The following is a 24,075-nucleotide window of genomic DNA, read 5'->3' as shown; positions in this document are numbered from 1 at the left end:
TAGAATACAACAGGAGTGAAACAAATGCATGTAAAATGGATGACAATTATTGGTGCCGTTGTTGGCTCTATGCTTATAGGGGTGGGAACGGCAGCTGCGGAAGAAACGTTTGTTGATCTAAAGTATTCCAAGTGGGCTGAGGATGGCATCACGTATATGGCGAAACGGGGAACAGTAGCCGGATATGGCAATGGGATCTTCAAGCCAGAGGCACTTGTGACAAGGGCACAAGCCGTCACTTTTATGGTGCGCGAGCTCTATTCAGATCAGCTTCAAAGAGCAGTGGAAGGCACAACTTATTCCGATGTTCCAACTACACATCCTTTCCATCGAGAAATCATGATAGCTGCTAAAAATGGACTTGCAAGTGGTTTTCCTAACGGAACTTTCCGTCCGGACGCACCACTTAGCCGCGCAGAGACTGCGGCCTTCCATACACGGGCATATGCACTCGTGGAAGGTAAGAACGCCGCAAAATGGACAGACACGGACAGGCATTGGGCAGCAGCACCCATTCTTATTATGAGTTCAAACGGCTTGGTCGGCGGTTATTCAGATGCCACCTTCCGTCCGAATCAAGCTGTCACGCGTGCTGAATATGCCGTATTTATGGCGAGAGTCATTCGCTTCGAACGTGAAGCGGCCATTCGGACACAAGATTGGGACAAACTGATATCCTATATGACGGTAAGCGAGCAAGTTGGTCAGATGCTTATGCCTGACATTAGGCAATGGAATGGCAAAGCGACAACGACCGTTAATGAGGGGCTGAAACGCACGATCCATGATCAGGACTTGGGCGGACTTATTCTTTTTGACAAAAATATTGTAGACGTGACGCAGCTTACAACGTTCACACATGATATACAAAGAGAAGCAGGTGACATTCCTCTATTTCTTAGCATCGACCAAGAAGGAGGCGTTATTAAACGAATACCAGGAGGTACGAACCTTCCCGGTCAGATGGCGCTTGGCGCAACTGGAGATGCAACACTAGCCGAAGCAGCTGGTCAGCTGACAGGAGAGGAGCTGAAGGCACTGGGATTGCAGATTAATTTTGCGCCAGTGCTGGACATCAACAGCAATCCAGATAACCCCATCATTGGTATACGGTCGTTTGGCTCGGAGGCGGATTTGGTGACACGGCTTGGTCTGGCAACAATAAAAGGGCTACAGCAATCAGGGATGATGGCGGCAGTTAAGCATTTTCCGGGACATGGAGATACAACGGTAGATTCCCATCTTGGTATGCCTGTGCTTGCCCATAACCGAGAACGGCTTGATGCGGTAGAATTAAAACCGTTTCGGGCTGCGATTGAAAATGGGGTAGAGATGATTATGACCGCGCATATTGCTTTCCCTGCCATTGACAACGAACATGTTAATTCCCTCAAGGACGGTGAACGTGTGCCGATTCCTGCCACCTTATCGAAAAAGGTACTGACAGGACTGCTTCGCGGAGAGCTGGGATACGAAGGTCTCATTGTGTCTGATGCCTTTACCATGAATGCAATTGCAGAACATTTTGGGGAGAATCAATCGGTAGAACGCGCCGTTTCCGCAGGGGTTGATATCATCCTTATGCCAAAAAATTCAGCAGCGGCCCATCAAACGCTGGTAAACGCGGTGAACAATGGAACGATCAAGGATGAAACCATACATGCATCTGTGAAACGAATCTTGGAGATGAAAGCGAAATATGGTTTATTTGAACGCAGTCAAACTCTTGCGCAAAAGCTAACTCAGCTTAACGGTATCATCGGATCGAAGGCGCACCGAGCAGTGGAGCAGACAATCGCAGAGCGAGCGGTCACTGTACTCAGCAGTCGCAAAGGTGTGCTTCCTGATCCAATTCAGCAAGGCGACCGGGTTGTTATTGTCGCAGCCGAGCAGGAACAGGCGAAACAGCTTGAGAAACAACTGTTGCAAGCCGCTAATAACCTGTCGTTAAAGACTGAAATATCACTTGTTGGACAAGGCAACATGAATGAAACGCTCCAGGCGATTGGCAAAGCCAATTATGTCATTCTAGCTTCTTACCAATTTCGCAATGTGGCCAGCCAGTTCGGGTGGAGTGATTATCAAACCTTGATTAATGCAATGAACAAGAGTAATCAGCGATACACGCTGTTGTCTCTCGGTAATCCTTACGAAACGATCTATTTGCAGAACGTGCGCTCAGGAATTGCTGTGTATGGAAAGCAGGAGCCAAATACGTCTGCCGGGATCAAAGTATTGCTTGGTCAACTGAAAGCTGGAGGACAATTACCCGTACTAACGGATTAACGCTTAATTAATGAAGAAAAAAACGGATTCCAGCATACGGAATCCGTTTTTTATTTCAAACTTTTGTTTTATCGATCCATGTACCATGCCATCACTCGGGTATTTCTTCGCTACAAACAAAATGAAGCAGCATCTTCACAAATTGCTCTGTCATCCGCATATCCAATGAATTATCATGAGCACCACGAATAGTTACCATGCGCTGGAGCATGCCCATCATCGTTGTGAAGATAAACTGAGCCAGATCCAGCGGAGGGGACGGATTCTTAATACTGCCGTCAACAACACCTTGGGATAAAGCGTCCATCAGGAAATGATTTTCTTTCCCGTTCTGGTTGAACTTATCATACTCTTCTCTTAATTCAGGGCTAAAATCATACATCTCATAGTTGATATCAAACAATTGAATAAACCGGATGTAGTCTGGATGATTCTCGGCATAAACAACCCATGCATTCAACATAACCGTGAGTTGTTCCCGGCCGTTCAAGTCCTTCGTTGAAGCACGGCTAACCTCATCCGTTAAATGTCCGATCAGTTGCATCTGAATGGCTAGAAGAAGTTCATCCATTGACTGGAAATGTTTATAAAAGGTCACTCTACTAAGTTCAGCTTTCGTACATACATCCTTAATCTTCACCTGGAGCAATCCATATTTCAAAAAAAGCTCCTTACCTGCTGCAATCAAATCATCACGATGTTTATTTCCCAATTGTTGATGCCAGTTTTCATTCACTTGTATACAATTGTCCTTTCTTCGAACGAAATGCGTTCAAGGTCAGTCCGAGAGAAGCGAGTAGCATAATTGCACCAAAAATATACGGGAAGTTTATGTTTTTGTCAAACAATAGTCCTGCGATCAGCGGCCCAATCACCGTGCCGAGACTGGAAAATGTAGTATTCAGACCCGATGCATAACCTTGCCGATCTCCTGCATTTTTGGATATTAACGTGCTGACCGAAGGTCGTAAAAACGAATTAAAGGCAAAGAATAACGCAGAAGCGAACAACAGAAACACAAGGTTGACCTTAATTAACATTAACAATAAAGCTATGGGTGTGATTATTAAGGAGAGACGGATCAACTTAACTTCACCGATTCTCTGTACGAACCAATCCAAAAGCCAGATCTGCACAACGATACCGATAATCGCGCCCAAAGTAATAATGATGGAGATTGTTGCAGCGTCGAATCCGTATTTTTGCTCTGCGAAAAGCGCGAATACTGTCTCATAACTCATGAGACCAAAGGTCATGACAAGCAACACAATCAAGTATTTGAAATAGGGGACTTTAAAAGAACTCCAGATTTTCTTGCCCAAGTGATCTCCTTTTTGAAGACGGATGGAGACCGTTCTTTTCTCGGGGGGAAGTGTCTCAGGCAATAGCAGCGTCATCAGGGCCGCAATCAGTCCCAGACCCGCTGCGAAGAAATAGGGCATGCGAATGCCCATCTCGGCGATGAGACCGCCCAGACCAGGTCCGAGAACCATCCCCAAATTCATAGCTGCGCCGAAATAGCCCATACCTTTTGCACGTGTCTCTGGCGTTGTAATATCGGCGACATATGCGAGGTTGGCAGGAACCATTAAACCGAGACTGATTCCACCGATAAACCGTGCGACATAGAGGAACGGCAATGACGTCGACAGCGCAAATATGATATCTGAAATGACAGACAGAAACATACCTGCGATGATCAACTTTTTGCGTCCAAATCGATCAGACAGTTGTCCCCCGAGAGGGGAAAAGAAGAATTGAGCGGCACCGAAGGCTGCAACTAAAAATCCTGCTACTGTGCCTCCCGCATGAAAAAGCTTCAAATACTCCGGCAATATGGGGATAAGCATCCCCTGCCCCAATAAAGCGATAAACAGATTTAACATCAGAATGAACAGTGGAAAGCGAACTGATTTTGGTAATGTACTCATGTACGTCATTAACTCCTTCGTTTACAACATGTTAACCTTTACATTGTGTAAACCATTTTAAATGATTTGAAGGAAATATGTAAATCTTTTTTTTAGTGAAGCAGTCTAATGAGTAGAGTTATAATTGTCCATATATGGAGGTGAGAATACGTGAAATTAGAGGAATTGTTTACGGTACATGTGAACATTGAGAAATCATTTGATTTGCAAAATAGCGAAGATGATTCGGTTGTCATGATTACTTTTACAGGCAGCGTAACAGGAAAGTACTTTGAGGGAATTGTGCTGGGTGGAGGAGTGGATACGCAGATCATCGGGAAGAATGGTGGTCCGCATACTCTATCGGCAAGATACATGCTCCAAGGAACCGACAACTCAGGGCATTCATGCAAAATTTATATCGAAAATAACGGAAATATTGATAAAACGCTGAAAACTGCTTTATTTCGTACTTCCCCCAAAATGATTACAGACAGCAAAGCCTTATCCTTCTTGAACTGTGAGACACTTATTGGAGAAGGTCATCCGACGGAGTCAGGGATAGATATAAAAATATATAGGGCGCTATGATAATGCGAGACATGTGATAACTATTTTGTTCATGTGTCTCGGAGCAAGGTAGCCTGTTATGCTGATTCAGAGTCGCTAAGGAGCGGCTCTTTTTGTCGTATGAGACTTTACGTCAATATTTATATGTACTCTTTTACAATTAATTAACATAGGATGGATACGGCGCAGACACTTCTCACCTATAGTATGATGAGCGAAAATAAACCCATATCAGGCGGAATAAGGAGAAAACTAATTAATATGATGATCAAAAAAATCGGGATTTCAGTAGCATCACTCGCCATCTTAACGTCTGTAAGTGTATTTGACGCATATGGTGCAGGCTCCAAACGCATGATCGAAGTTTCTGAACAATCGGCTAATGTGGTTGTGAACGGTCAAAGGGTGGAAGGCGAATCATTTCTCTACAATGGGGTTACTTATGTACCTGCAAGAGCGATTGGTGAAGCCTTGGGGCAAGAGGTAGACTGGGATAACAACACCCAATCGGTATTTGTTGGAGCTAAAATTAACGATCAGCAGGGATACCGCGGTACCAAAACGCCATATTCTTTTAAGGAAACAAGTTACACAAAAGCTCCTATTGGATATGAACCCATATTTATTAACTACATAGGGAGACATGGTTCCAGACATCTATCCAGTTCCAAGTACGACAAGACGTTATTTGAACTGCTCGACATCGCTGAAAAGGACGGGCAGATCACTAATCTGGGCAAAGAGCTGAAGAAGGAAATTGGCAATCTGATGAAGGTTGAAAAAGATCATTATGGATTGTTATCCACTACGGGTGGAGAAGAACTGAAAGGAATAGGGGCCAGAGTTGGGCAGAATTTCAAAGAACTCTTTACATCGGATAAAAAAGTGATTGCACAAGCAACCTTCAAAGATCGAACGCCGCAGAGCAGAGATCAGTTTATTGACGGGTTAAAGGAAAGCTTGGGAGATAACAAGGTAGACATTCTGGCTTCAGCTTTTGAAGAAGGGAAAGACCCCTATCTACGGCCCTACGACTTGGCTACGAAGTATAACGAGTACGCAGAAGATGGAGACTGGGTTAAGTTATACGAGGATTATGTCACACAGAACACTGGAACGCGTTATGCAAAAGAGGTCCTTCTGCAATTTTTCTCTGAAGGCTTCTATCAACGGCTGAACGCTGGAGAGTTTGAACTGAAAGATGAGAAGGGAAAAGTGAAGCTCAGCAACCCAACCGAGGCTGCTTCTAATCTATATGAACTCTATATCATATCTTCGAATATAAAAGGAGAAGGTGACTTCGAATTCGGGCGGTATTTCACGGCTAGTCAGTTGAAATGGTACGAAAGTATTGACAATATCAATGATTTCTATGAAAAAGGTCCATCTTTAACGTCAACGGATTTGCCGCAGAATATCATTGCACCTCTGGTCAAAGAGTTGATCGTGTCTACCGACCAGTCCATTCAGCAAAAAGACACGGCTGGTATATTTCGTTTTGCTCACGCAGAAACCATCATTCCACTATCTTCATTCCTGGATATCGCCGGAGCGAATGTGAGTATCGACAAACCGCAGGACGTGACCCAAAACTGGAATGGCTCGGTTATCTCACCAATGGGAGCAAATATTCAATGGATTCTGTATTCCAATGGTAAGGATGTTCTCGTGAAAATGCTTAGAAATGAAGAAGAGATCGCGTTCCCGATTGAAACAACGACCTATCCGTACTATAAATGGGAAGATGTTAAGACATATTACCAAAACAAACTGCAGAAGGTTGGCGTAAGCTTGGACAGCAGTTTGGAAGACAACATTGAGCTTTTACAGAAGAATTTCTAATTGGTGAAACGATATGCATTTAATATGAAAATAAAGACGAAGATGAAGAAAGCAACTCCTTTTCATGGAGCTGCTTTCTTTTTTTGCATTTTGAATGAAATGGACCAGTAAAAAAATCCTAAAACAAAATGTGACCAAATGCCGTCCGTAAGAGTGTTAGAGGTATAAAGGAGGGCATACCAACCATGCAGCGATCAGTGCCCCAGCTGGGCGATCATGTGATGAAAGTCTATGAGACATACGCGGATACGCTGTTCCGGATTGCCATGGTGCACCTCGGCAGACGAGAAGACGCGGAGGAAGCCACTCAGGATACCTTCATCAAACTAATAGAAAAAGCCCCTACGTTCAACGATGCGGAGCATCAAAAAGCATGGTTGATTCGGGTCATCACCAATCATTGCAAATCTTTATTAGGCAGAGGCTGGCGCAAACGGGAGGTCAAGCTGGAGGGAGTCGATCCTCTTACAACAGACAACCCTGAAGATCACGCGCTGATCGAACTTGTGCTGTCACTGCCCGTCAAGTATAGATCGGTGGTTCATCTGTATTATTACGAAGATTATCCGATCCGAGAAATCAGCGAGATCCTGGAGATTAGCGAATCAGCAGTGAAAATGAGATTGAAACGAGGAAGACAGCTGTTAAAACTGGAGCTGGAAGGAGAGGGACTGTAATGAACGAAGAACAATTCAAACAAAAATACAAGAAAGCGGTGGATCATATGAAAACAAACGAACAAATGAAAAAACGGGTAGAGCAATCCTTAAACACGCAACATCAGGGACCAAAACGTCAACGTAAACCACTATACATTGCAGCAAGTGTTGTTATCGCTGCCAGCATTGGATTGGCTGCGCCAAGTGTATGGCAACAATTCAATGGACCAGCCACACCAACACCACAGGTGGCAGCGGTGACTCCAGGCGCGTCGTTTGACCCGATCGTGATTCCGAAGATGGAGTTGCCGAGTTCACAGGGCAAAGGCGCGATGGCTGATATGATGCAACTGGTTGTTTATGGAGGAAACGTATATACGCAGTCCCCAACATTGCTTGAAGGCGCAAATGCACTCAACCTGCGGGGGGATAAACTGGGTACCACCACTGGCGGCATTGATGAGCTGAGCGGCCAAGATAAATATACGGAGCTTGCTTCCAACATTGGCGAAGCTGACATCTATGCTGTTAATGGCTACGATAAGGACTTCCGCATCATGTCCTACACCGAGATCGATGGTCAGGTGTATGCTCAGTTATTCGACAAGAACAACGGGATCACCATTGGTACTGGTGCCGACCTGATCGGCAAGCTTCATCTCGAAGGCAACATCGCCTCGGCGCAATGGGAGACGTTTAATAGCTGGAACAATGGATTGCAGCAGCTTCAACCGTTAGCAGCGGATGAAGCACTGGACAGCTTTATCTCATCGCTAAATGCTGCCAAACCGATTGCAACGAGCCCGGAGTTGGAAGAGAACCTCTACGGCAAGGAAGATCGCAAGATCATCTATCTCACGCTGGAAGACAAAACGCAGGTCCCACTGGTTCTGTTTGGTGAAGAAGGTCTGGTTCGTTATGGTAATGTTCCGGCATTCCTGGAAGTGGAGAAAGGTGCGTTCCAATCATTCTGGGACAGCTTGGGCGAGTAAGGCGAAGACAGTAATATGGCTGCACCAAGAAGAGCGAACAGGGCACGCAAGTGCTTTGTTCGCTTTTTTCATCAACAAACAATCACTTGATAGGATTAGGCAATAAAATGATATGAATAGGATATGGATTCTTTCCTCTTTCAATGTAAAATGGGTACACCTAGTTTTAACTAAAAAGAAACAGGAGGTTAGATGAATATGAATCGAATCGAAAAGAGCCAGGAAACATATAAAAGGCTATTCGGCGAGGGAGTTCCAGCGGCATATGCTACACATCCTGAATTTCAGGACATATTGAGTCGCTTCATATTTGGTGAAATTTTCAATCAAGGTGCCCTTGACGATAAGCAACGTGAGCTTATTACTTTGGTCGTACTGGCTACTAATCAAACGTTGCCACAGCTCAAAGCACATACTCGTGCAGCGCTAAATGTTGGGTTGACTCCAACGGAGATCCAAGAAGCAATCTATCAATGCGCACCTTATTTGGGATTCCCCAAAACCTTAAATGCCATATCGGAAATGAATGAAGTGTTCAAAGAGCGAAATGTTGCACTGCCTCTTGAAAGTCAAAAACGGGTTGAAGAAGATAATCGCTTTGACAAAGGACTTGGTATTCAAAAAGAGATTTTTGGCGATATTATTGAGAAAAACCGGGAAAATGCCCCGTCAAATCAGAAGCATATCCAGGACTATCTTTCAGCATTTTGCTTTGGTGACTTCTATACCCGCGGTGGTCTGGATCTGAAAACACGAGAGCTGCTTACTCTTTGTATACTAAGTGCACTCGGAGGTGCGGATAGTCAAGTCAAAGCACACGTTCAGGGTAACATCAATGTTGGCAATAATAAAGAAACCATGATCACCGCTCTAACTCACTGCCTTCCCTACATGGGATTTCCTCGAACACTAAATGCTTTAGCCTGCGTTAATGAAATCATTCCAGAGAAATAATCTTCTTTATTTGAAGCAACAGACAGTTGATTATCCCAATCAACTGTCTTCTTCTGGTTAACAGGAAGGTATAGTAAAGAAATGAATGATTCAGTAGACACTTAAATGAACGTAAATCAGGAGGAATTATGGAGTTAAGAGTACTTCGATATTTTTTGACAGTAGCTCGAGTAGAAAATATCACACATGCTGCAACGATCTTACATGTGACACAGCCAACGTTAAGCAGACAGTTGGCTGATCTGGAAAAAAATTTAGAAACTCAATTGTTTATACGCGGGAAAAGTAAAATAACACTTACAGATGCAGGCATGCTTCTACGTCAAAGAGCAGAAGAAATTCTCACACTTGCGGATAAAACAGAGAAAGAGTTTAAAGATCAGAACAACCTGGTTGGAGGAACCATATCGATCGGGAGTGTTGAATCATTAACGTCCAATGTTATTTTACAATTATTAAAAGACTTCAATATGGAGTATCCGCAGGTTAAATATCACATCTATAGTGGAACGGGGGATGATATAAAGGAGCGAATCGATAAAGGACTGCTCGATGTGGGCATTTTGTTAGAGCCCATTCACATTGAGAAATACGATTTCATCAGACTGCCCCAGAAGGAGCGCTGGGGAGTCCTTATGAAGACCTCATCACCTCTTGCCCAGAAAGAATATGTCACTTCAACCGATTTAGCCGGAGTGCCTCTGCTCATATCCAGCCGATCTGTCGTACAGAATGAGATTGCAAGCTGGTTTGCCGATGACTATGCACATTTAAACTTTGTTGCGACCTATAATTTAATATCTAACATACTTAACCTCGTAGAGGAGGGGTTAGGGACGGCCATCTGTATTGAGGGTGCGCTTGCAATGAAGCAGTCTGACACATTATGCTTCAGACCTTTTCAACCGGAACTTCAGTTTCCAACAGTGATTGTCTGGAAAAAACATAAGGTATTCAGTCAAACGGAGGTACGTTTTTTGGAACATATCAGGCATGCCTTTCAGGCATAATAAAGTATGAATTATAGGTATTGGCTATAGCTGTTTATCAGATGATATTTTAAGGTGTAATGAATGCAGCCTTTATGTATTTCAGATAAATAGCTTTTTTTATTGCAAAGAGAAGTTATTTAGAGCACTTTTGGTCTCATTCATTTAGATGGCAACAACAAGAGGGGGCATTATTGGATGAGCAAGAAATACGAGAAGTTGGCTCAAGATATTGTAGAGAAAGTGGGCAGTAGTGAGAATGTATCCACTCTGACTCACTGTATGACTAGGCTTAGATTTGCACTGAATGATACTAATAAAGCAGATCAAAAAGCGCTTAAATCGTTGGACGGTGTTATTGATGCGGTTGAGAGCGGCGGACAATTTCAAGTCGTCATCGGCACACATGTTGAAGACGTTTACAAAGAAGTGATCAAGCATCTTCAACCTAACGCGAGTTCATCGGGTGAACCAACTCAAGCTAGGAAAGTTAGTATTTTGGGGAAATTAATCGATTTCGTCTCGGGGACATTTAGTCCGATTGTTCCTGCTATAGCTGGGGCTGGTATGATCAAGGCATTACTCGCTCTACTTATTTTGTTCAACTGGATTTCAAAAGATTCCCAAACCTACTATGTCGTAAGTCTTATGTCAGATGCTATTTTCTACTTTTTACCATTCTTGTTGGCGTTTTCAGCTGCAAACAAACTAAAATGCAGTCCTGTCTTAGCACTCGTTTTAGCCGGTGTTTTACTCCATCCCAACTTGACACAATTGCGTTTGGATGGGACTGACGTAAGTGTTTTTGGAATCCCGCTAACTCTTGTATCTTATAGTTCTTCTGTAGTTCCAATTCTCTTAATCGTTTGGTCTCAATCATATATTGAATCGTTGTTTAAAAGGATCATTCCGAATGCAGTGAAAGTTATTTTTGTTCCCATGTGCACTATTTTAGTAACGGGAATTTTGGCCTTAACCGTATTGGGACCACTGGGGTCATTTTTCGGAACGTATTTAGCGATGGGCTTTGACTTCTTGGCCGCACATGGTAGCTGGCTGGTTATTTTCCTGGTTGCAACCTTCTGGCCAATACTGGTTATGTTTGGGCTGCACCATAATATTGTTCCTCTATCCATTGCTCAAATCACCACATCAGGTTATGAGAATATCCTCGGTCCTGGAGCGATGATCAATTGTATAGGTCAAGGTGTTGCGGCATTAGTTGTAGGGATGAGAACCAAGGATAAAGCATTAAAACAAATTTCTGCTTCCAGTGGGATCACCGCGTTGATGGGAATCACGGAACCAGCTCTTTACGGCGTAAATTTACCGAAGAGATACCCACTTGTCGCGGGTATGATTGGAGCTGCTAGTGGGGGACTCTTTGCAGGGCTAATGGATGTTTCTCGTTACGCAACAGGCGCTTCAGGAATCCCGGCGATTCCTCTGTACATTGGTGAAAATATCTGGAATCTATATAACATTTTGATCGCACTTGTTATAACAACTGTCGTAACTGCTGTACTTACCTATTTGCTCAGTTTGAAATATGAAAAAGATGCACCTTCACAGAACACTGTTTCAAATGCGAACGAAGGGAGTGGGGTTGCGGATGAAGTCATTACAATTAAAGATTCTGTTATTGCAACTCCGCTTAAAGGTCAGCTTATTCAACTTCAGGATGTACAAGATGCAGCGTTTGCCTCAGAGGCAATGGGTAAAGGAATTGCTATTGAACCTAGCGAGGGGAAAGTCATTGCTCCATTTGATGGCATGATTGTGTCCCTATTTCCTAAGAAACATGCTATTGGACTATTATCCGATGAAGGAGTCGAAATTCTTATTCATGTCGGCTTAAATACGGTAAAGTTGAACGGAAAATATTTTGAGGCTTTCGTGGAAGAAGGTCAGAGAATCACAAAAGGACAGACCTTGCTGACTTTTGATCTGGACAAAATCAGACAAGAAGGATATGTCACTCAAACGCCCGTTATTGTAACCAATTCGTATAGTTACTCGGATGTGATCGCAGAGACTAGTCCCCAAAATATTGATTTTAACAATACATTGTTGGTTGTCAAAGCTTAACAAAACTACAGGTTAGGAGTGTGTTTTAATGACTTTAAGAAAAGACTTTTTGTGGGGTGGGGCAGTTGCTGCTAACCAATGTGAAGGTGGATATGCCGAAGGCAATAAGGGACTATCCACAGTTGATGTAATCCCGGCAGGGAAAGATCGTGTTCCTGTCATGCGAGGACAGTTAAAAATGTTGGAGTGTGATCAAGAACATTTTTATCCGAGTCATGAGGCTATTGATTTTTATCATCGGTATAAACAAGACATTGCTTTATTTGCAGAAATGGGCTTTACGTGTTTCCGTTTATCTTTGGCATGGACTCGGATCTACCCTAATGGAGATGACGAGTTACCCAACGAAGAGGGTTTGAAATTCTATGAAAATGTATTTGATGAATGTTTGAAGTATGGCATTGAGCCGTTAGTCACCATTACCCATTTTGATGTCCCTATTCATTTGGTGAAAACTATTGGATCGTGGAGAAGTCGAAAAATGGTGGATTATTATGAGAGACTGTGTGAAACGATCTTCACCCGTTATAAAGATAAAGTGAAGTATTGGCTTACCTTTAATGAAATTAACATGCTGTTGCATCTACCTTTTGGTAGCTCAGGCCTAGTGTTTGAAGAAGGTGAGAATGAGGATGCTGTGAAGTATCAGGCGGCTCATCATCAATTGATCGCAAGTGCAAAAGCAACTGAAATTGCGCGTAGAATTAACCCGGAAATTAAGATTGGCTGTATGTTAGCAGGTGCCAACACTTACCCGTATACATGTGCACCAGATGATGTCTGGAAAGCCATGACAAGAGATCGCGAGCACTACTTCTTCGTCGATGTACAGTCCCGAGGAGAATACCCAAACTATGCCAAGAAAATGTTAGAACGAATGAATATTAATTTAGCCATGGAAGACGGGGACGAGGAATGTTTGAAAAATAATACGGTTGATTTCGTTTCGTTCAGTTATTATGGTTCACGATTAACCAGTGCAGACCCGGAAGTAAACACACAAACGGCAGCTAACCTGTTTCCGACACTGCGCAATCCTCATTTGAAAACGAGTGAATGGGGATGGCAAATCGATCCTGAAGGTCTAAGAATTACAATGAATTCCTTGTATGACCGATATCAAAAGCCACTATTCATCGTTGAAAATGGCTTAGGAGCGATAGATACTCCTGATGAGACGGGATATATTGCGGATGATTATAGAATCGAGTATCTGCGTCAACACATCCAAGCTTTCATTACAGCAGTGGAAGAAGATGGCGTAGAGTTGTTGGGTTACACGTCCTGGGGTTGCATTGATTTAGTAAGCTCAAGTTCTGGAGAGATGAGTAAACGATACGGTTTTATACATGTCGACAAAGATGACGCTGGAAATGGTACGTTGAAACGCAGCAAGAAAAAATCCTTTGAATGGTTCAAAAAAGTTATTCAAAGTAACGGCAAAGAACTCTAATCGACTGAGCAGTAACGCATGAAGTCAGCGACTTATGCGTTACTGCTTTATCCATTTATCGCAGCATCTAGGCTAACTACTGGCCATATGGAGCAAAAACAAACATTAGGAGTTGGTTTTTTATAATATACATGGAGAAGCTTAAAACATATTCGTTATTGTCCGTTGCGTTATTAATTTCTTCAGGTCCAGTGATTGCCGCTAACATTCCTGCAATAACCAATGATTTTCCAGAGATATCGGTAACACATGTAGGATTATTAACGACCATACCTTCATTATTTGTCATTCTTGGTGTGTTAATTGCTAATCGACTTGAACTTCTTATTGGGAAGAAAGCAACTATACTAACTGGATTAGGGCTTGTTCTCATTGCGGGAGTATTCCCTGCATTGTATCATGACCTTTTTTCGTTGCTGTTCATTTCTCGCTGTTTGTTTGGGTTAGGTGTAGGTTTATTTAACCGGCTCATCATTCAGATGATCAGTGATATGTATCATAAAAATCCAGGTAAACAAGCAACCGTAATTGGCTTAGAAAGTGCCTTTGAGGGATTAGGAGGCATTTGTCTAACACTACTCGTTGGTCAACTATTGAAAATGGGCTGGCACACATCATTTTATGTCTACGCCCTGGCACTTCCTATTTTCATCGCGTTCCTGATTTTCGTTCCTTCTGATAAAAAAGAGCTTAATAGAAGAGAAGAGGTCACCACGAATCCAAGCCATACAAATAATAAAAAAGCCCTTCAAGTCATGATTGGCTATGGTCTCTTATTATTTGTAATAGTAGCTATTTTCATCAATTATAATTTACAGATTACTCCTTTGATTTTGGAAAAAAATATCGGAACTGCGACAAATGGAAGCAACATGATTGCATTTATAGGTTTGGGAGCTTTTGTTGCCGGCTTTTCTTTTGGGAAAGTATACATTACACTCGGTAACTATATCGTTCCATTATCGATTCTGTTACTTGGAAGCTCGATGTTCGTTACGACGATCTCGCAAAGTATTATTCTTACTACCGTGTGCTCAATGATCATCGGGTTTTCATTCCGCTGTATAATGCCCTATTTATTGCATACTTTTGCACAACAAATCGCCAAAATGGCAAAGCTGGGTACGACCATTGTTCTGATCGCGTATAACTTGGGAGCCACACTTTCACCCTATGAAGGAAGGTTAATTACGCAATTATTACGACTAGATACAGTGCAATCATTAGTCTCAAGTAATGCAATGATTCTATTATGGATTTCAGCAGTTAGTTTGGGAGTAGTAACCCTTCATCGCAAAAAGAAGAATATTCAACAAACATAGAAAACAGGGAACTTCTTGATATGGAGTTCCCTTGTTTTAGAGTGAGTTGTATGAACTTTTTAAATAGAATTTTTGTAATACACCAAGTGATCAGTCCATTCATTATTCTCGTGTATAAACCCTTTACGTAGACATTCAAATTCCATACCAACACTCTCTGCCAGTTTCATGGAAGGGGTGTTATCCACATTAATATGAGCTTTTATGCGGTGAAATTTCAGATGTTCGAATGGACTCCTCTGGATTGAATTTATGCTCGTGGCATAGCATTGAAATAGTCCATAACTACGCTGCGAAACTCTAAAGCGGCTTTTGAAATATACCTGTTTTTGTGCGAAAGTAAAGCGATTTTCCGAACGAGTTGGTGCTCCTCTACCTGAAGATATCTAATGCGCTCGTGCGGGTTTCTGGCTGTGCTAGGTATAAAAGCGAGACCGATCTCCGCCTCCACAAGGGCGGTTAATCTTGCAGGCTCATCACCTTCATATACATACTTCGGTAGGAAACCAGCGGATTGACATACGGAATCTACCATATCACGAACCCCATACCCTTGCTTCACCCCAACAAACCACTCGTCCTTAAGCTCGGATAATTGAATGCTGCTTCGGTCTGCATATCGATGACCCATAGGAACAGCGACTACAATCGGGTCGTCATATAGTATCTGACATTCGATATCGTCACCTTCAATCGGAGGGGAGGAGAGACAAAAGTCTACCTCGCCCCGATGCAGAAGTCTGGACATGTTTTCTAACGAGACCATTTGCACATGGAACTGAATATCCGGCTTGTTTTTCCGGAATTCCCGCAGTATACCTGGCAATGTGCTCACCGTAGTCACTGCCAATTGCAGTGTACCCTGATCCGGATTGGAGAGGTCAGCAATTTCCCGCTTTCCTTGTTCCAATTCAAATAAGGCTTTTTCAGTTCGCTGAAGAAATGTTCTTCCAAAGTCGTTTAGTCGCAGCTTTCTCCCGATTCGATCAAATAAAGGGACTCCAAGGTCGTCCTCTAATCGTTGTATCGTTTTGCTCAGGGAGGATTGCGTGACATGCAGCTTTCCCGCAGCTTCCGTAACATGTTCGCATCGGGCCACCGTCAGGAAATATTTTAGTTGAAGAAGCTCCATTTGCACCACTCCTTCATTCCTTCTAGTTCATCAAATCATAACATATAATGCGTTGGAATAAATGAATACGTTCAAGTAAGATAACAACAGAAGAGAGAGAGGTGCACCAATGAACGTTCGAAATAAAGGATTGATGTTAGCTGTTGGACTCGGAATTATGTTGAATCCGTTGAATTCCTCCATGATTTCGGTGGCAATTTCCAGGCTACAACAAGTGTATCAACTTAATTTTACAGCCGTTTCGTGGATTATTTTATCATTTTACATTGCCAGTGCTGTCGCTCAACCCGTCATGGGCAAGTGTAGTGATTTGTTTGGCCGCAGGAAGATCTTCCTCATGGGTCTTGTTATTGTTTTTGTATCGTCCATGTTAGCTCCGTGGTCTCCCAGTTTTTCGTGGCTCATCGTATTCCGGATTGTTCAATCAATTGGCACAAGCATGATGGTGGCCGTCGGAATGGCGATTGTCAGAATGAACGTGACTGAAAAACAAGCCTCCGCCTTGTCCACCTTGGCTATATTCCTTTCTGGAGCGGCTGCAATTGGACCTTTTATTGGTGGAGTATTGATTCATTGGTGGGACTGGCACAGCATATTCTTCGTTAATATTCCGTTTGTCTTGGCGAGTTTTTGGTTCGCCTGGCAAACAATCCCGAAGGACGAGCAATCTTCGTCTATCTCTGATCACATGTCCATTCGGCAATGGCTTGCGTTAATTGACGCACCAGGTATCCTGATGTTTACGGTAGCTTTGGTGACTCTGCTCATCGGTTTACTTTCAGTAAATTCCACAGGAGATATTTCAACATGGCATCTGCTGACAGGGGGGATCGGGTTAATCGCACTCGTCATGTTCTTCCGACATGAATTAAAAGCAGCCACGCCTTTTATCCCTCTGCGAACGTTTGCCTCATATCCCGAGATGACTTGGGTGAATGTGCAATACATGCTGGTGAACATCCTGTTTTACGCACTTTTTTTTGGAGTTCCTACGTATTTGAAGCAGGTACGACATCTCAACGAAGTTCATACAGGAATGAGTATGCTAGCTTTGGGGTTATGTTCAGTCATTATTGCTCCGATCGCAGGGCGCTGGATTGACGGATCAGGATCACGGCCAGCTCTGATCGTATCCGCTTCTTTAATGACATTTGGCTCTATATTAATCGTTGTTATGAATGAAACTTCTCCAATCTTCATAATCATTGTTGCCTTAGCTTTATTTGGCATAAGTAACGGCCTAAACGCGGTCGGTATGCAAGCAGCACTGTTTAAAAGCACACCGAAAGAAATGATTGGAGTGGCATCGGGTATTTTTAATACATCACGCTACCTGGGGACCATTTTATCGTCGTTATTGATTGGAATTGTTATGGGGGATACATTCAATGTGACAGGATTTCAGATGCTTGGAATCATCCTTACGGTATTAGCTGCATCACTGATCATCATGAGCGTACGTCGCGAGGCAGGTGCGGTGAGTCCGGAGAAAGTAAAATAGAGAATCTTCCGTGCAATAACACGTTTACACCCAATGAATCAATAGCTCCATTGGGTGTATTTTTTGATTTTCACCAAGTTGTCAGAAAGAGTTGATCCTTTCTTGAACGTTTAGGGTAGAAGACGTGTCTTTGATTGAATTAGGTAAAAATAAAGATATAATAATTTTGATTAATAGGTTTCGTTAGTACTTTAAGTGCATCGATATCAGATTTTAATAGGCATCCAATGCTTCTTATTATCGGGGGCCTACAGGAGTAAACGCATTATAGGTGTGGCAAGATATCGTCATACCTAACTTTGTGAAATTTTTCGCAACTCTGCATTGAGCTTGGCCAAATCTGATATTGAATGTTTCTAAATTGAACAGAGTTTGAAAGGAGGCAACACAAAGAATGGCTATTGATACGGTTTTATGGAGCAGGCTGGTGACTGGTTTGACGCTCGGGTTCCACGTGATTTTTGCAACGCTTGGTGTCGGCGTACCTTTGATGATTGCTATTGCAGAGTTCATCGGCATTCGGAAGAAGGATCACCATTACATACTTATGGCAAAGAGGTGGTCCAGAGGGTTTGTCATTTCTGTGGCTGTTGGTGTTGTGACAGGTACAGCGATATCACTGCAGTTGGCCCTGGTATGGCCGAATTTTATGAAGCTGGCCGGGAATGTCATTGCACTGCCACTATTTATGGAAGTATTTGCATTCTTTTTTGAAGCAATATTCCTGGGCATTTATCTGTACACGTGGGATCGGTTCAAAAATCCGTATATCCACTGGTTGCTGACTATTCCGATTGTCGCCGGGGCAGGCATGTCTGCTGTTTTTATTACAACAGTGAACGGATTCATGAACCAGCCTGAAGGTTTTGTCATGGAAGCAGGTCAATTCATGGCAGTGAACCCCGTGCAAGCGATGCTGAATACAGCGACGTTCTCCAAAGTGTTCCATGTATTAAGCTCGGCTTATCTGACAGGAGCTGCTCTGTTAGCAGGAATAGCAGCCTTTGCGATGCTGAGAAAAGGAGTGTCGGCCTACCACAAAAAAGGCTTGAATCTCATGATGGCCGTTGTGCTGGTATTCAGTTTGTTAAATTCTTTAGCTGGAGATGTGTCTGCCAAGTTTTTGGCTGAGCATCAGCCGGAGAAGCTCGCAGCTGCCGAGTGGCATTTCGAGACGGAAAGCGGCGCGGATTTGATTTTTTTGGGATGGCTGAATGCAGAACATGAAATTATAGGCGCGCTTCATTTGCCGAAACTGCTCAGTTTCCTTGCCTTTGGAGACTTTAACGCCGAGGTAACCGGGCTGAACGAATTTCCACCAGATGAACACCCGCCCTTACTTGTGCATTATTTATTTGATCTAATGGCTGGTGTTGGATTCGCTCTGCTTGCTATATCAAGTCTGTACTTCCTGTTTGTATTCTGGAAGAAACGTAATCAGTTTAACAAGTGGATGCTTCGTATGGTTGCACTGAGTGCACCGCTTGCTTTTCTGGCCGTTGAGATGGGTTGGTTCTATGCAGAGATCGGGCGGCAACCATGGATCATCCGAGGTTATATGCGGGTAGAAGAGGCCGCTACTTCTTCACCAAGTGTGAGAATTTTATTTTTCGTCTTCTTGCTTCTCTACATCCTGCTAGGCGTTATGTGTGTCGTCGTACTGAGACGGTTGTTCAATAACAATCCTGCTGAACTCGAGATGGAGAAATGGTTGAAGGAGAAGCATGATCAATCAGCCAAGAAAGGGGATCAGGCCTGATGAGTTATGAATTAATTGGTATTTCGGTACTCTGGCTGTTCTTGTACGGCTATCTTATTGTAGCTTCCATTGATTTTGGAGCAGGTTTCTTTGCCTTTTATGCACGCCTGACAAAGCAGGATCATCTGATTAATCGTCTGATCTCCCGTTATCTATCACCTGTCTGGGAGATCACCAATGTATTCTTTGTCTTTTTCTATATTGGCATCGTTGGATTTTTCCCGGACACGGCCTATTATTATGGCTCCGCGCTGCTTGTTCCAGGAAGTATTGCCGTCATTTTACTTGCCATTCGTGGGTCGTTCTATGCTTTCGAAAATTATGGTTCCAAAAAAAGTATCGTGTATTTGTTCTTATATGGAGCTACAGGGTTGCTTATTCCAGCGTCATTGTCAGTGGCACTGACCCTGTCTGAAGGTGGCTTTATTTTGAAGCAGGGAGATACCGTTTCCCTGGATTACTGGGCACTATTTACGAATCCATTATCGTGGAGCATCGTTGGACTGGCGATCGTGTCCGTATTGTTCATTAGTGGGTCATTTCTCACATTTTACGCTTCTCGCGCAGAGGACCATTCGGCATTGAAGCTGATGCGGAACTATGCTTTGTTCTGGAGCACACCGACCATTATTCTCGCGCTGACTGCATTTATATATTTGGGTCAACACAATGAGCGTCATTTTCAAAATATGATGGATTTATGGTGGCTGCTGGCGCTTTCCGTTGCGTTTTTCATGATTGCCATGTGGCTGTTATATAACGGACGCCGTTATGGTTTAGCTTTTATATGCATCATGCTGCAATTTCTCACAGCCTTTTTCGCCTACGGAATTGGTCAATATCCTTACATTCTTGATCCATTCATCACCATTCAGAGTAGCGCGACACCACCAGCGATGGGTTTTGCACTCGTCGTTGTGTTTATCGGTGGTCTGTGCCTGTTAATTCCTTCTCTTATTCTGGTCTTCAAACTGTTCCTGTTTGATGCGGATTATGTGAAAGGGAAAAAATAAAGGAGGAGCGTTCAATGAAAAGGAGAGGCAAATCCAATCTGATCTCGCAGCAAATGTCTTTACAACGAAAAAACAGACTTCTCCTTGCGATCATTTCGCTGGCCCTTGGTGTAGCTATTATAAGCCAGGCCACCTTGGTGGCTGAAGCAGTCCAGCGAATCTTTGTAGAGAAAGCTTCCTTTTCATCAGTGATCCTGTTGCTTGTCCTATTATTGGCTGTTATGGCCGTACGCTCACTGTTGTCGTATGGTAATGGGAAAGTGGGCTTGCATATGGCAGCACGCGCCAAGACAAATATGCGAGCATCTGTGTTGCAGAACCTGACCCGCGCTTCCATGCCTTCAACCCTGAGTGGACAGACGGGAGGAAAGGTCAGTGTTGCTTTGGATGCTGTGGATGAGGCCGACAGTTATTTCAGTCAGTACATGCCGCGTATGATGGAAGCTGCGATGATCCCGATTCTGATTCTGGTTGTTACGTTTACGCAGCACTCTAACACAGGCTGGATTATGTTGTTTACGGCACCGTTTATCCCGCTGTTCATGATCTTGGTTGGGCTCAAGACAAAGAACAAATCAGAAGAAAAATACGCGCAACTGGCTGAGTTTTCCGGTACATTTCTGGATTCGCTTCAAGGGCTGGTTACGTTGAAAATATTCGGACGGGCTAAACGTCAACAGCAGGAGATTGAACGCAGCAGTCTGGGGTATCGTGATGCCACCATGGGCATTTTGAAGATTGCATTTACAAATACGTTTATGCTGGAATCGATCGTGATGTTAAGCATTGGTATTGTCGCGCTTGAACTGGCTATCCAATTACTCGTTTTCAAATCGATGAGCTTCCACACAGCCTTTCTCGTGTTGTTACTCGTCCCTGAGTTTTACAGTCTGTTGAAGAATACAGGAACGGCTTTTCACAGCGGGCGAACCAGTATGGGGGCCATTCGCAAGGTGGAACAGATGCTCGCGGACACTAGTGTCAAGAGCACACAAACGGAGCCTGAAGAAGGATCGGATCAAAGCCAATTAACCGATGTCGATGCAATTACAAAGACGGAAGAGCTTCGTACAGCTCGTGCCGAGTTGATAACAATGCCACCAACCATTGAACTGAATGATGTCCGATTCCAGTACACACCTGATTCCTTTGGACTTGAGACAGGACAGATCTCAATTGGACCAGGAGAACAGATTGCTATTGTAGGCAAAAGTGGCTCAGGTAAAACCACGCTGCTTCATCTCATTGCCGGTTTACTGAAACCAGATTCGGGAGCGGTTCTGGTTAACGGAAGCCAGCTTTCGCAACATGATGAGGCTGCATGGTTTGAACGTGTTAGCTATATTACACAGCATCCGTATATTTTTGCAGGTACACTTGCCGAAAATATCGCGATTGGCGCGGGTCGGAACGTCTACAGAGCTGAAATTGAGCAGGCGGCAGATGAAGCAGGACTTACTGGCGTTGTTGCACAATTGGAGCAGGGCTTGGATACGTTTGTTGGTGAAGGTGGCCGGGGGTTGTCTGGTGGGGAAAAGCAAAGACTTGCCTTGGCACGTGCTTTTCTGAAGCGACCAGCTGTTATTTTGTTCGACGAACCCACCGTTGGTCTGGATCTACACACCGAGCGGGTACTGCAACAATCCATTGCGGCATTAGCCAAAACGGCAACGATGATTACGGTGGCACACCGTTTATATACAATTCAACATGCAGACAACATTTTGTTTATGGATAGTGGGGTATTAGTGGATTCAGGACATCATGAAGCACTTCTGTCGCGCCTGCCTCAATATGCGGAGATGGTTGATGTACAACGGAAAGGAGGGTTAGCATGAATGAGCTGACGATTCTGTCAAAAGCGATGATTCAGGAGCGCAAGGATATCTTGCTTTCGATATTGGGCGGATTTATCGCCGGCATAGCAGGGGTAGCTCTCTTTTCCGCGAGTGGTTATATGATATCTCAAACAGTATTTGCGCCACCGCTGTACACCTTAATTGTACTCACCTCCATGGTCAAACTACTTGGTTTCCTTCGAGCGGCAAGTCGCTACGGGGAACGCTTGTATTCGCACAGGGCAACATTCTCCATGCTGAGCCGTTTGCGGACGTCCTTTTTTGCCAAACTGATCCCGGTAACGCCAGGTATATTGAACAAAAACCGAAGCGGGGATCTACTTGCGCGGATCGTGGGTGATGTGGAAAGCTTGCAAAATTATTTTTTGCGGGTCGCGTATCCACCCATCATGGTCGTTATGGTGTTTTTGGCTACCATGCTGTTCACTTCGGCCTTTTCGATCTGGATTGCCTGTTTGTTAGTACTAGGTATGCTGATTACGGCATTTGTTGTACCAGGTATTGTCTTGTTAGGTCAGCGAAAAATAAACGGACGTGTCCGCCAGCAAAGGGCCTTGCTGTCCACGGAAGTAACCGAAGTGTTGTATGGTTTCAGGGATTTGAAAGTATACGGCCAATTGGAACAGCGTGAGCAACAGCTTCAGCAGGCTTCTGCTGCATTGGCAACGGAACAGAGGCAAGCCGCTTCGCACTTGCTGCGCGGGCAATCCATGCACGTTTTTGTGACGTATCTTGTTACATGGGGAGTGCTGGCACTGAGCGCCTTTTTAATTGTGAATGGAGCGTTTGCAGGTGTATTCCTCGCCATGTTGATCCTGGCCACGCAGACCGTGTTCGAAGAAGCTGCCGCAATGGCTATATTGCCTCTATATAAGCAGGACAGCGAACACGCCGCTCAGCGACTGGCGGAAACAGTGCCAACCTCCGATGTACAACCTGTACAGCCAAGCGGTGAAGTTTCAGCCGATCAGGCGGTTTCGATTGACCTATCCGGTGTTAACTTCCAATATGAAGGGGAATGGAGACCGGCGCTGAGGGAGCTATCTCTGCAACTTGCAGCAGGCTCCAAAACAGCGATTGTCGGGCCGAGCGGGTCAGGCAAGTCAACGATTATTGATTTGTTACTCAAGCTGCGCGCACCAACGTCTGGCGATATACGATTAAACGATGTTTCGGTGAAGGAACTGAATGAAGAGAGCATTTGGCAAGGGACGAATGTCGTGTTGCAGCAAAGCCACTTCTTCCGGGGAACCATCCGGGACAACCTGTTGCTGAATGGAGAAGAACATTCGGATGAAAAACTGTCGGCTGTGCTGGATAAAGTCCAACTGCCGAATAAGTTGTTGACCGACATGGTATATGAAAAAGGGGAGAACCTATCGGATGGTGAGAAGCAGCGGCTGGCTCTCGCACGGGCCATGCTGCGCAAAGGACGGTTATGGCTTCTGGACGAACCAACTTCTTCACTAGATTACGTCACAGAGCAACGTGTGTTGCAGCATCTTCTGGCACAAGCTGCCGAAGATACACTTCTCCTGATCTGCCATCGGCTGACGGGATTGGAAGAGATGGATCGGATTGTGGTCATGGACCAAGGCAAGATTGTAGAATCAGGTTCTTTCTCCGAGCTGATGGAGCAAAAAGGCTATTTTTATGAAATGAAACAAATTGAACGACAAATGATTGGAGACGCCGGGGCGTAAGAATCTAGTCTATTGAGTAGACAATACTGTCGATTGTCGTTAA

The 24,075-nt window shown here is 44.0% G+C and carries 18 protein-coding genes and 1 pseudogene; 15 read left to right on the top strand and 4 right to left on the bottom strand.

What is annotated here, in order from left to right; genetic code table 11:
* The first annotated feature begins 24 nt into the window (after nucleotides 1-24).
* A complete protein-coding gene (locus MKY28_RS11060) occupies nucleotides 25-2,286 on the top strand; it encodes a glycoside hydrolase family 3 N-terminal domain-containing protein (RefSeq protein WP_340935974.1) in 2,262 nt (753 codons plus the stop codon).
* 91 nt (nucleotides 2,287-2,377) lie between these two features.
* On the opposite strand, the gene MKY28_RS11055 is transcribed toward MKY28_RS11060, so the two are convergent.
* Both MKY28_RS11055 and MKY28_RS11050 read right to left on the bottom strand, forming a co-directional pair.
* Nucleotides 2,378-3,022 (bottom strand): TetR/AcrR family transcriptional regulator, encoded by a 645-nt coding sequence (locus MKY28_RS11055; RefSeq protein WP_340935973.1) that lies wholly within the window; start codon nucleotides 3,020-3,022, stop codon nucleotides 2,378-2,380.
* Nucleotides 3,015-4,217, bottom strand: a complete 1,203-nt coding sequence (locus MKY28_RS11050) for an MFS transporter (RefSeq protein ID WP_036671164.1) — start codon at nucleotides 4,215-4,217, stop codon at nucleotides 3,015-3,017. Before MKY28_RS11050 ends, MKY28_RS11055 begins: the two co-directional genes overlap by 8 nt.
* A gap of 150 nt (nucleotides 4,218-4,367) precedes the next feature.
* Between MKY28_RS11050 and MKY28_RS11045 the strand changes: the two genes are divergently transcribed.
* From MKY28_RS11045 to MKY28_RS11005, 9 genes are all read left to right on the top strand, one after another.
* Entirely contained in the window at nucleotides 4,368-4,787 is a 420-nt protein-coding gene (locus tag MKY28_RS11045) for a DUF3237 domain-containing protein (protein ID WP_340935972.1), read from the top strand.
* A gap of 240 nt (nucleotides 4,788-5,027) precedes the next feature.
* Entirely contained in the window at nucleotides 5,028-6,608 is a 1,581-nt protein-coding gene (locus tag MKY28_RS11040; protein WP_340935971.1) for a histidine-type phosphatase, read from the top strand.
* Nucleotides 6,609-6,793: 185 nt separating this feature from the next.
* Nucleotides 6,794-7,285: an RNA polymerase sigma factor gene (locus MKY28_RS11035; RefSeq protein WP_282321409.1), complete on the top strand. Its 492-nt coding sequence runs from the start codon at nucleotides 6,794-6,796 to the stop codon at nucleotides 7,283-7,285.
* Nucleotides 7,285-8,259, top strand: coding sequence for a hypothetical protein (locus MKY28_RS11030; RefSeq protein WP_340935970.1), 975 nt, complete (start codon nucleotides 7,285-7,287; stop codon nucleotides 8,257-8,259). The genes MKY28_RS11035 and MKY28_RS11030 overlap by 1 nt, the downstream gene beginning before the upstream one ends.
* Before the next feature lie 198 nt (nucleotides 8,260-8,457).
* Nucleotides 8,458-9,213: a carboxymuconolactone decarboxylase family protein gene (locus MKY28_RS11025; protein ID WP_340935969.1), complete on the top strand. Its 756-nt coding sequence runs from the start codon at nucleotides 8,458-8,460 to the stop codon at nucleotides 9,211-9,213.
* 128 nt (nucleotides 9,214-9,341) lie between these two features.
* Nucleotides 9,342-10,223, top strand: coding sequence for a LysR family transcriptional regulator (locus tag MKY28_RS11020; RefSeq protein ID WP_340935968.1), 882 nt, complete (start codon nucleotides 9,342-9,344; stop codon nucleotides 10,221-10,223).
* Nucleotides 10,224-10,400: 177 nt separating this feature from the next.
* Nucleotides 10,401-12,290 (top strand): beta-glucoside-specific PTS transporter subunit IIABC, encoded by a 1,890-nt coding sequence (locus MKY28_RS11015; RefSeq protein WP_340935967.1) that lies wholly within the window; start codon nucleotides 10,401-10,403, stop codon nucleotides 12,288-12,290.
* Between the two features lie 28 nt (nucleotides 12,291-12,318).
* Nucleotides 12,319-13,743 (top strand): 6-phospho-beta-glucosidase, encoded by a 1,425-nt coding sequence (locus MKY28_RS11010; RefSeq protein WP_340935966.1) that lies wholly within the window; start codon nucleotides 12,319-12,321, stop codon nucleotides 13,741-13,743.
* Nucleotides 13,744-13,874: 131 nt separating this feature from the next.
* Nucleotides 13,875-15,065, top strand: a complete 1,191-nt coding sequence (locus tag MKY28_RS11005) for an MFS transporter (protein ID WP_340935965.1) — start codon at nucleotides 13,875-13,877, stop codon at nucleotides 15,063-15,065.
* A 59-nt stretch (nucleotides 15,066-15,124) separates the two neighbouring features.
* Here MKY28_RS11005 and MKY28_RS11000 read toward each other — a convergent pair.
* Both MKY28_RS11000 and MKY28_RS10995 read right to left on the bottom strand, forming a co-directional pair.
* A pseudogene (locus MKY28_RS11000) lies at nucleotides 15,125-15,295 on the bottom strand (GNAT family N-acetyltransferase); the annotation flags it as partial.
* A 20-nt stretch (nucleotides 15,296-15,315) separates the two neighbouring features.
* Entirely contained in the window at nucleotides 15,316-16,197 is an 882-nt protein-coding gene (locus MKY28_RS10995) for a LysR family transcriptional regulator (protein WP_340935964.1), read from the bottom strand.
* Nucleotides 16,198-16,306: 109 nt separating this feature from the next.
* Here MKY28_RS10995 and MKY28_RS10990 point away from each other — a divergent pair, with 109 nt between their 5' ends.
* The 5 genes from MKY28_RS10990 (at nucleotide 16,307) to cydC (ending at nucleotide 24,032) form a co-directional block, all read left to right on the top strand.
* Nucleotides 16,307-17,698 carry an MFS transporter gene (locus tag MKY28_RS10990; RefSeq protein ID WP_340935963.1) on the top strand — a complete coding sequence of 464 codons (1,392 nt, stop codon included), beginning with the start codon at nucleotides 16,307-16,309 and terminating at the stop codon, nucleotides 17,696-17,698.
* 394 nt (nucleotides 17,699-18,092) lie between these two features.
* The gene (locus MKY28_RS10985) at nucleotides 18,093-19,457 is read left to right on the top strand and encodes a cytochrome ubiquinol oxidase subunit I (RefSeq protein ID WP_340935962.1); all 1,365 of its coding nucleotides are present in this window, start codon (nucleotides 18,093-18,095) and stop codon (nucleotides 19,455-19,457) included.
* Nucleotides 19,457-20,470, top strand: a complete 1,014-nt coding sequence (locus MKY28_RS10980; protein WP_174806461.1) for a cytochrome d ubiquinol oxidase subunit II — start codon at nucleotides 19,457-19,459, stop codon at nucleotides 20,468-20,470. Before MKY28_RS10985 ends, MKY28_RS10980 begins: the two co-directional genes overlap by 1 nt.
* A 14-nt stretch (nucleotides 20,471-20,484) precedes the next feature.
* Nucleotides 20,485-22,308: a thiol reductant ABC exporter subunit CydD gene (cydD, locus tag MKY28_RS10975; RefSeq protein WP_340935961.1), complete on the top strand. Its 1,824-nt coding sequence runs from the start codon at nucleotides 20,485-20,487 to the stop codon at nucleotides 22,306-22,308.
* The gene (gene cydC / locus MKY28_RS10970) at nucleotides 22,305-24,032 is read left to right on the top strand and encodes a thiol reductant ABC exporter subunit CydC (protein ID WP_340935960.1); all 1,728 of its coding nucleotides are present in this window, start codon (nucleotides 22,305-22,307) and stop codon (nucleotides 24,030-24,032) included. The genes cydD and cydC overlap by 4 nt, the downstream gene beginning before the upstream one ends.
* Nucleotides 24,033-24,075 lie beyond the last annotated feature (43 nt).

The organism is Paenibacillus sp. FSL R5-0473 (genome assembly GCF_038004565.1).
Classification (GTDB): domain Bacteria; phylum Bacillota; class Bacilli; order Paenibacillales; family Paenibacillaceae; genus Paenibacillus; species Paenibacillus amylolyticus.
Note: the sequence above shows the minus strand (reverse complement) of the source record. Positions and strands in the feature narration are given on the sequence as shown.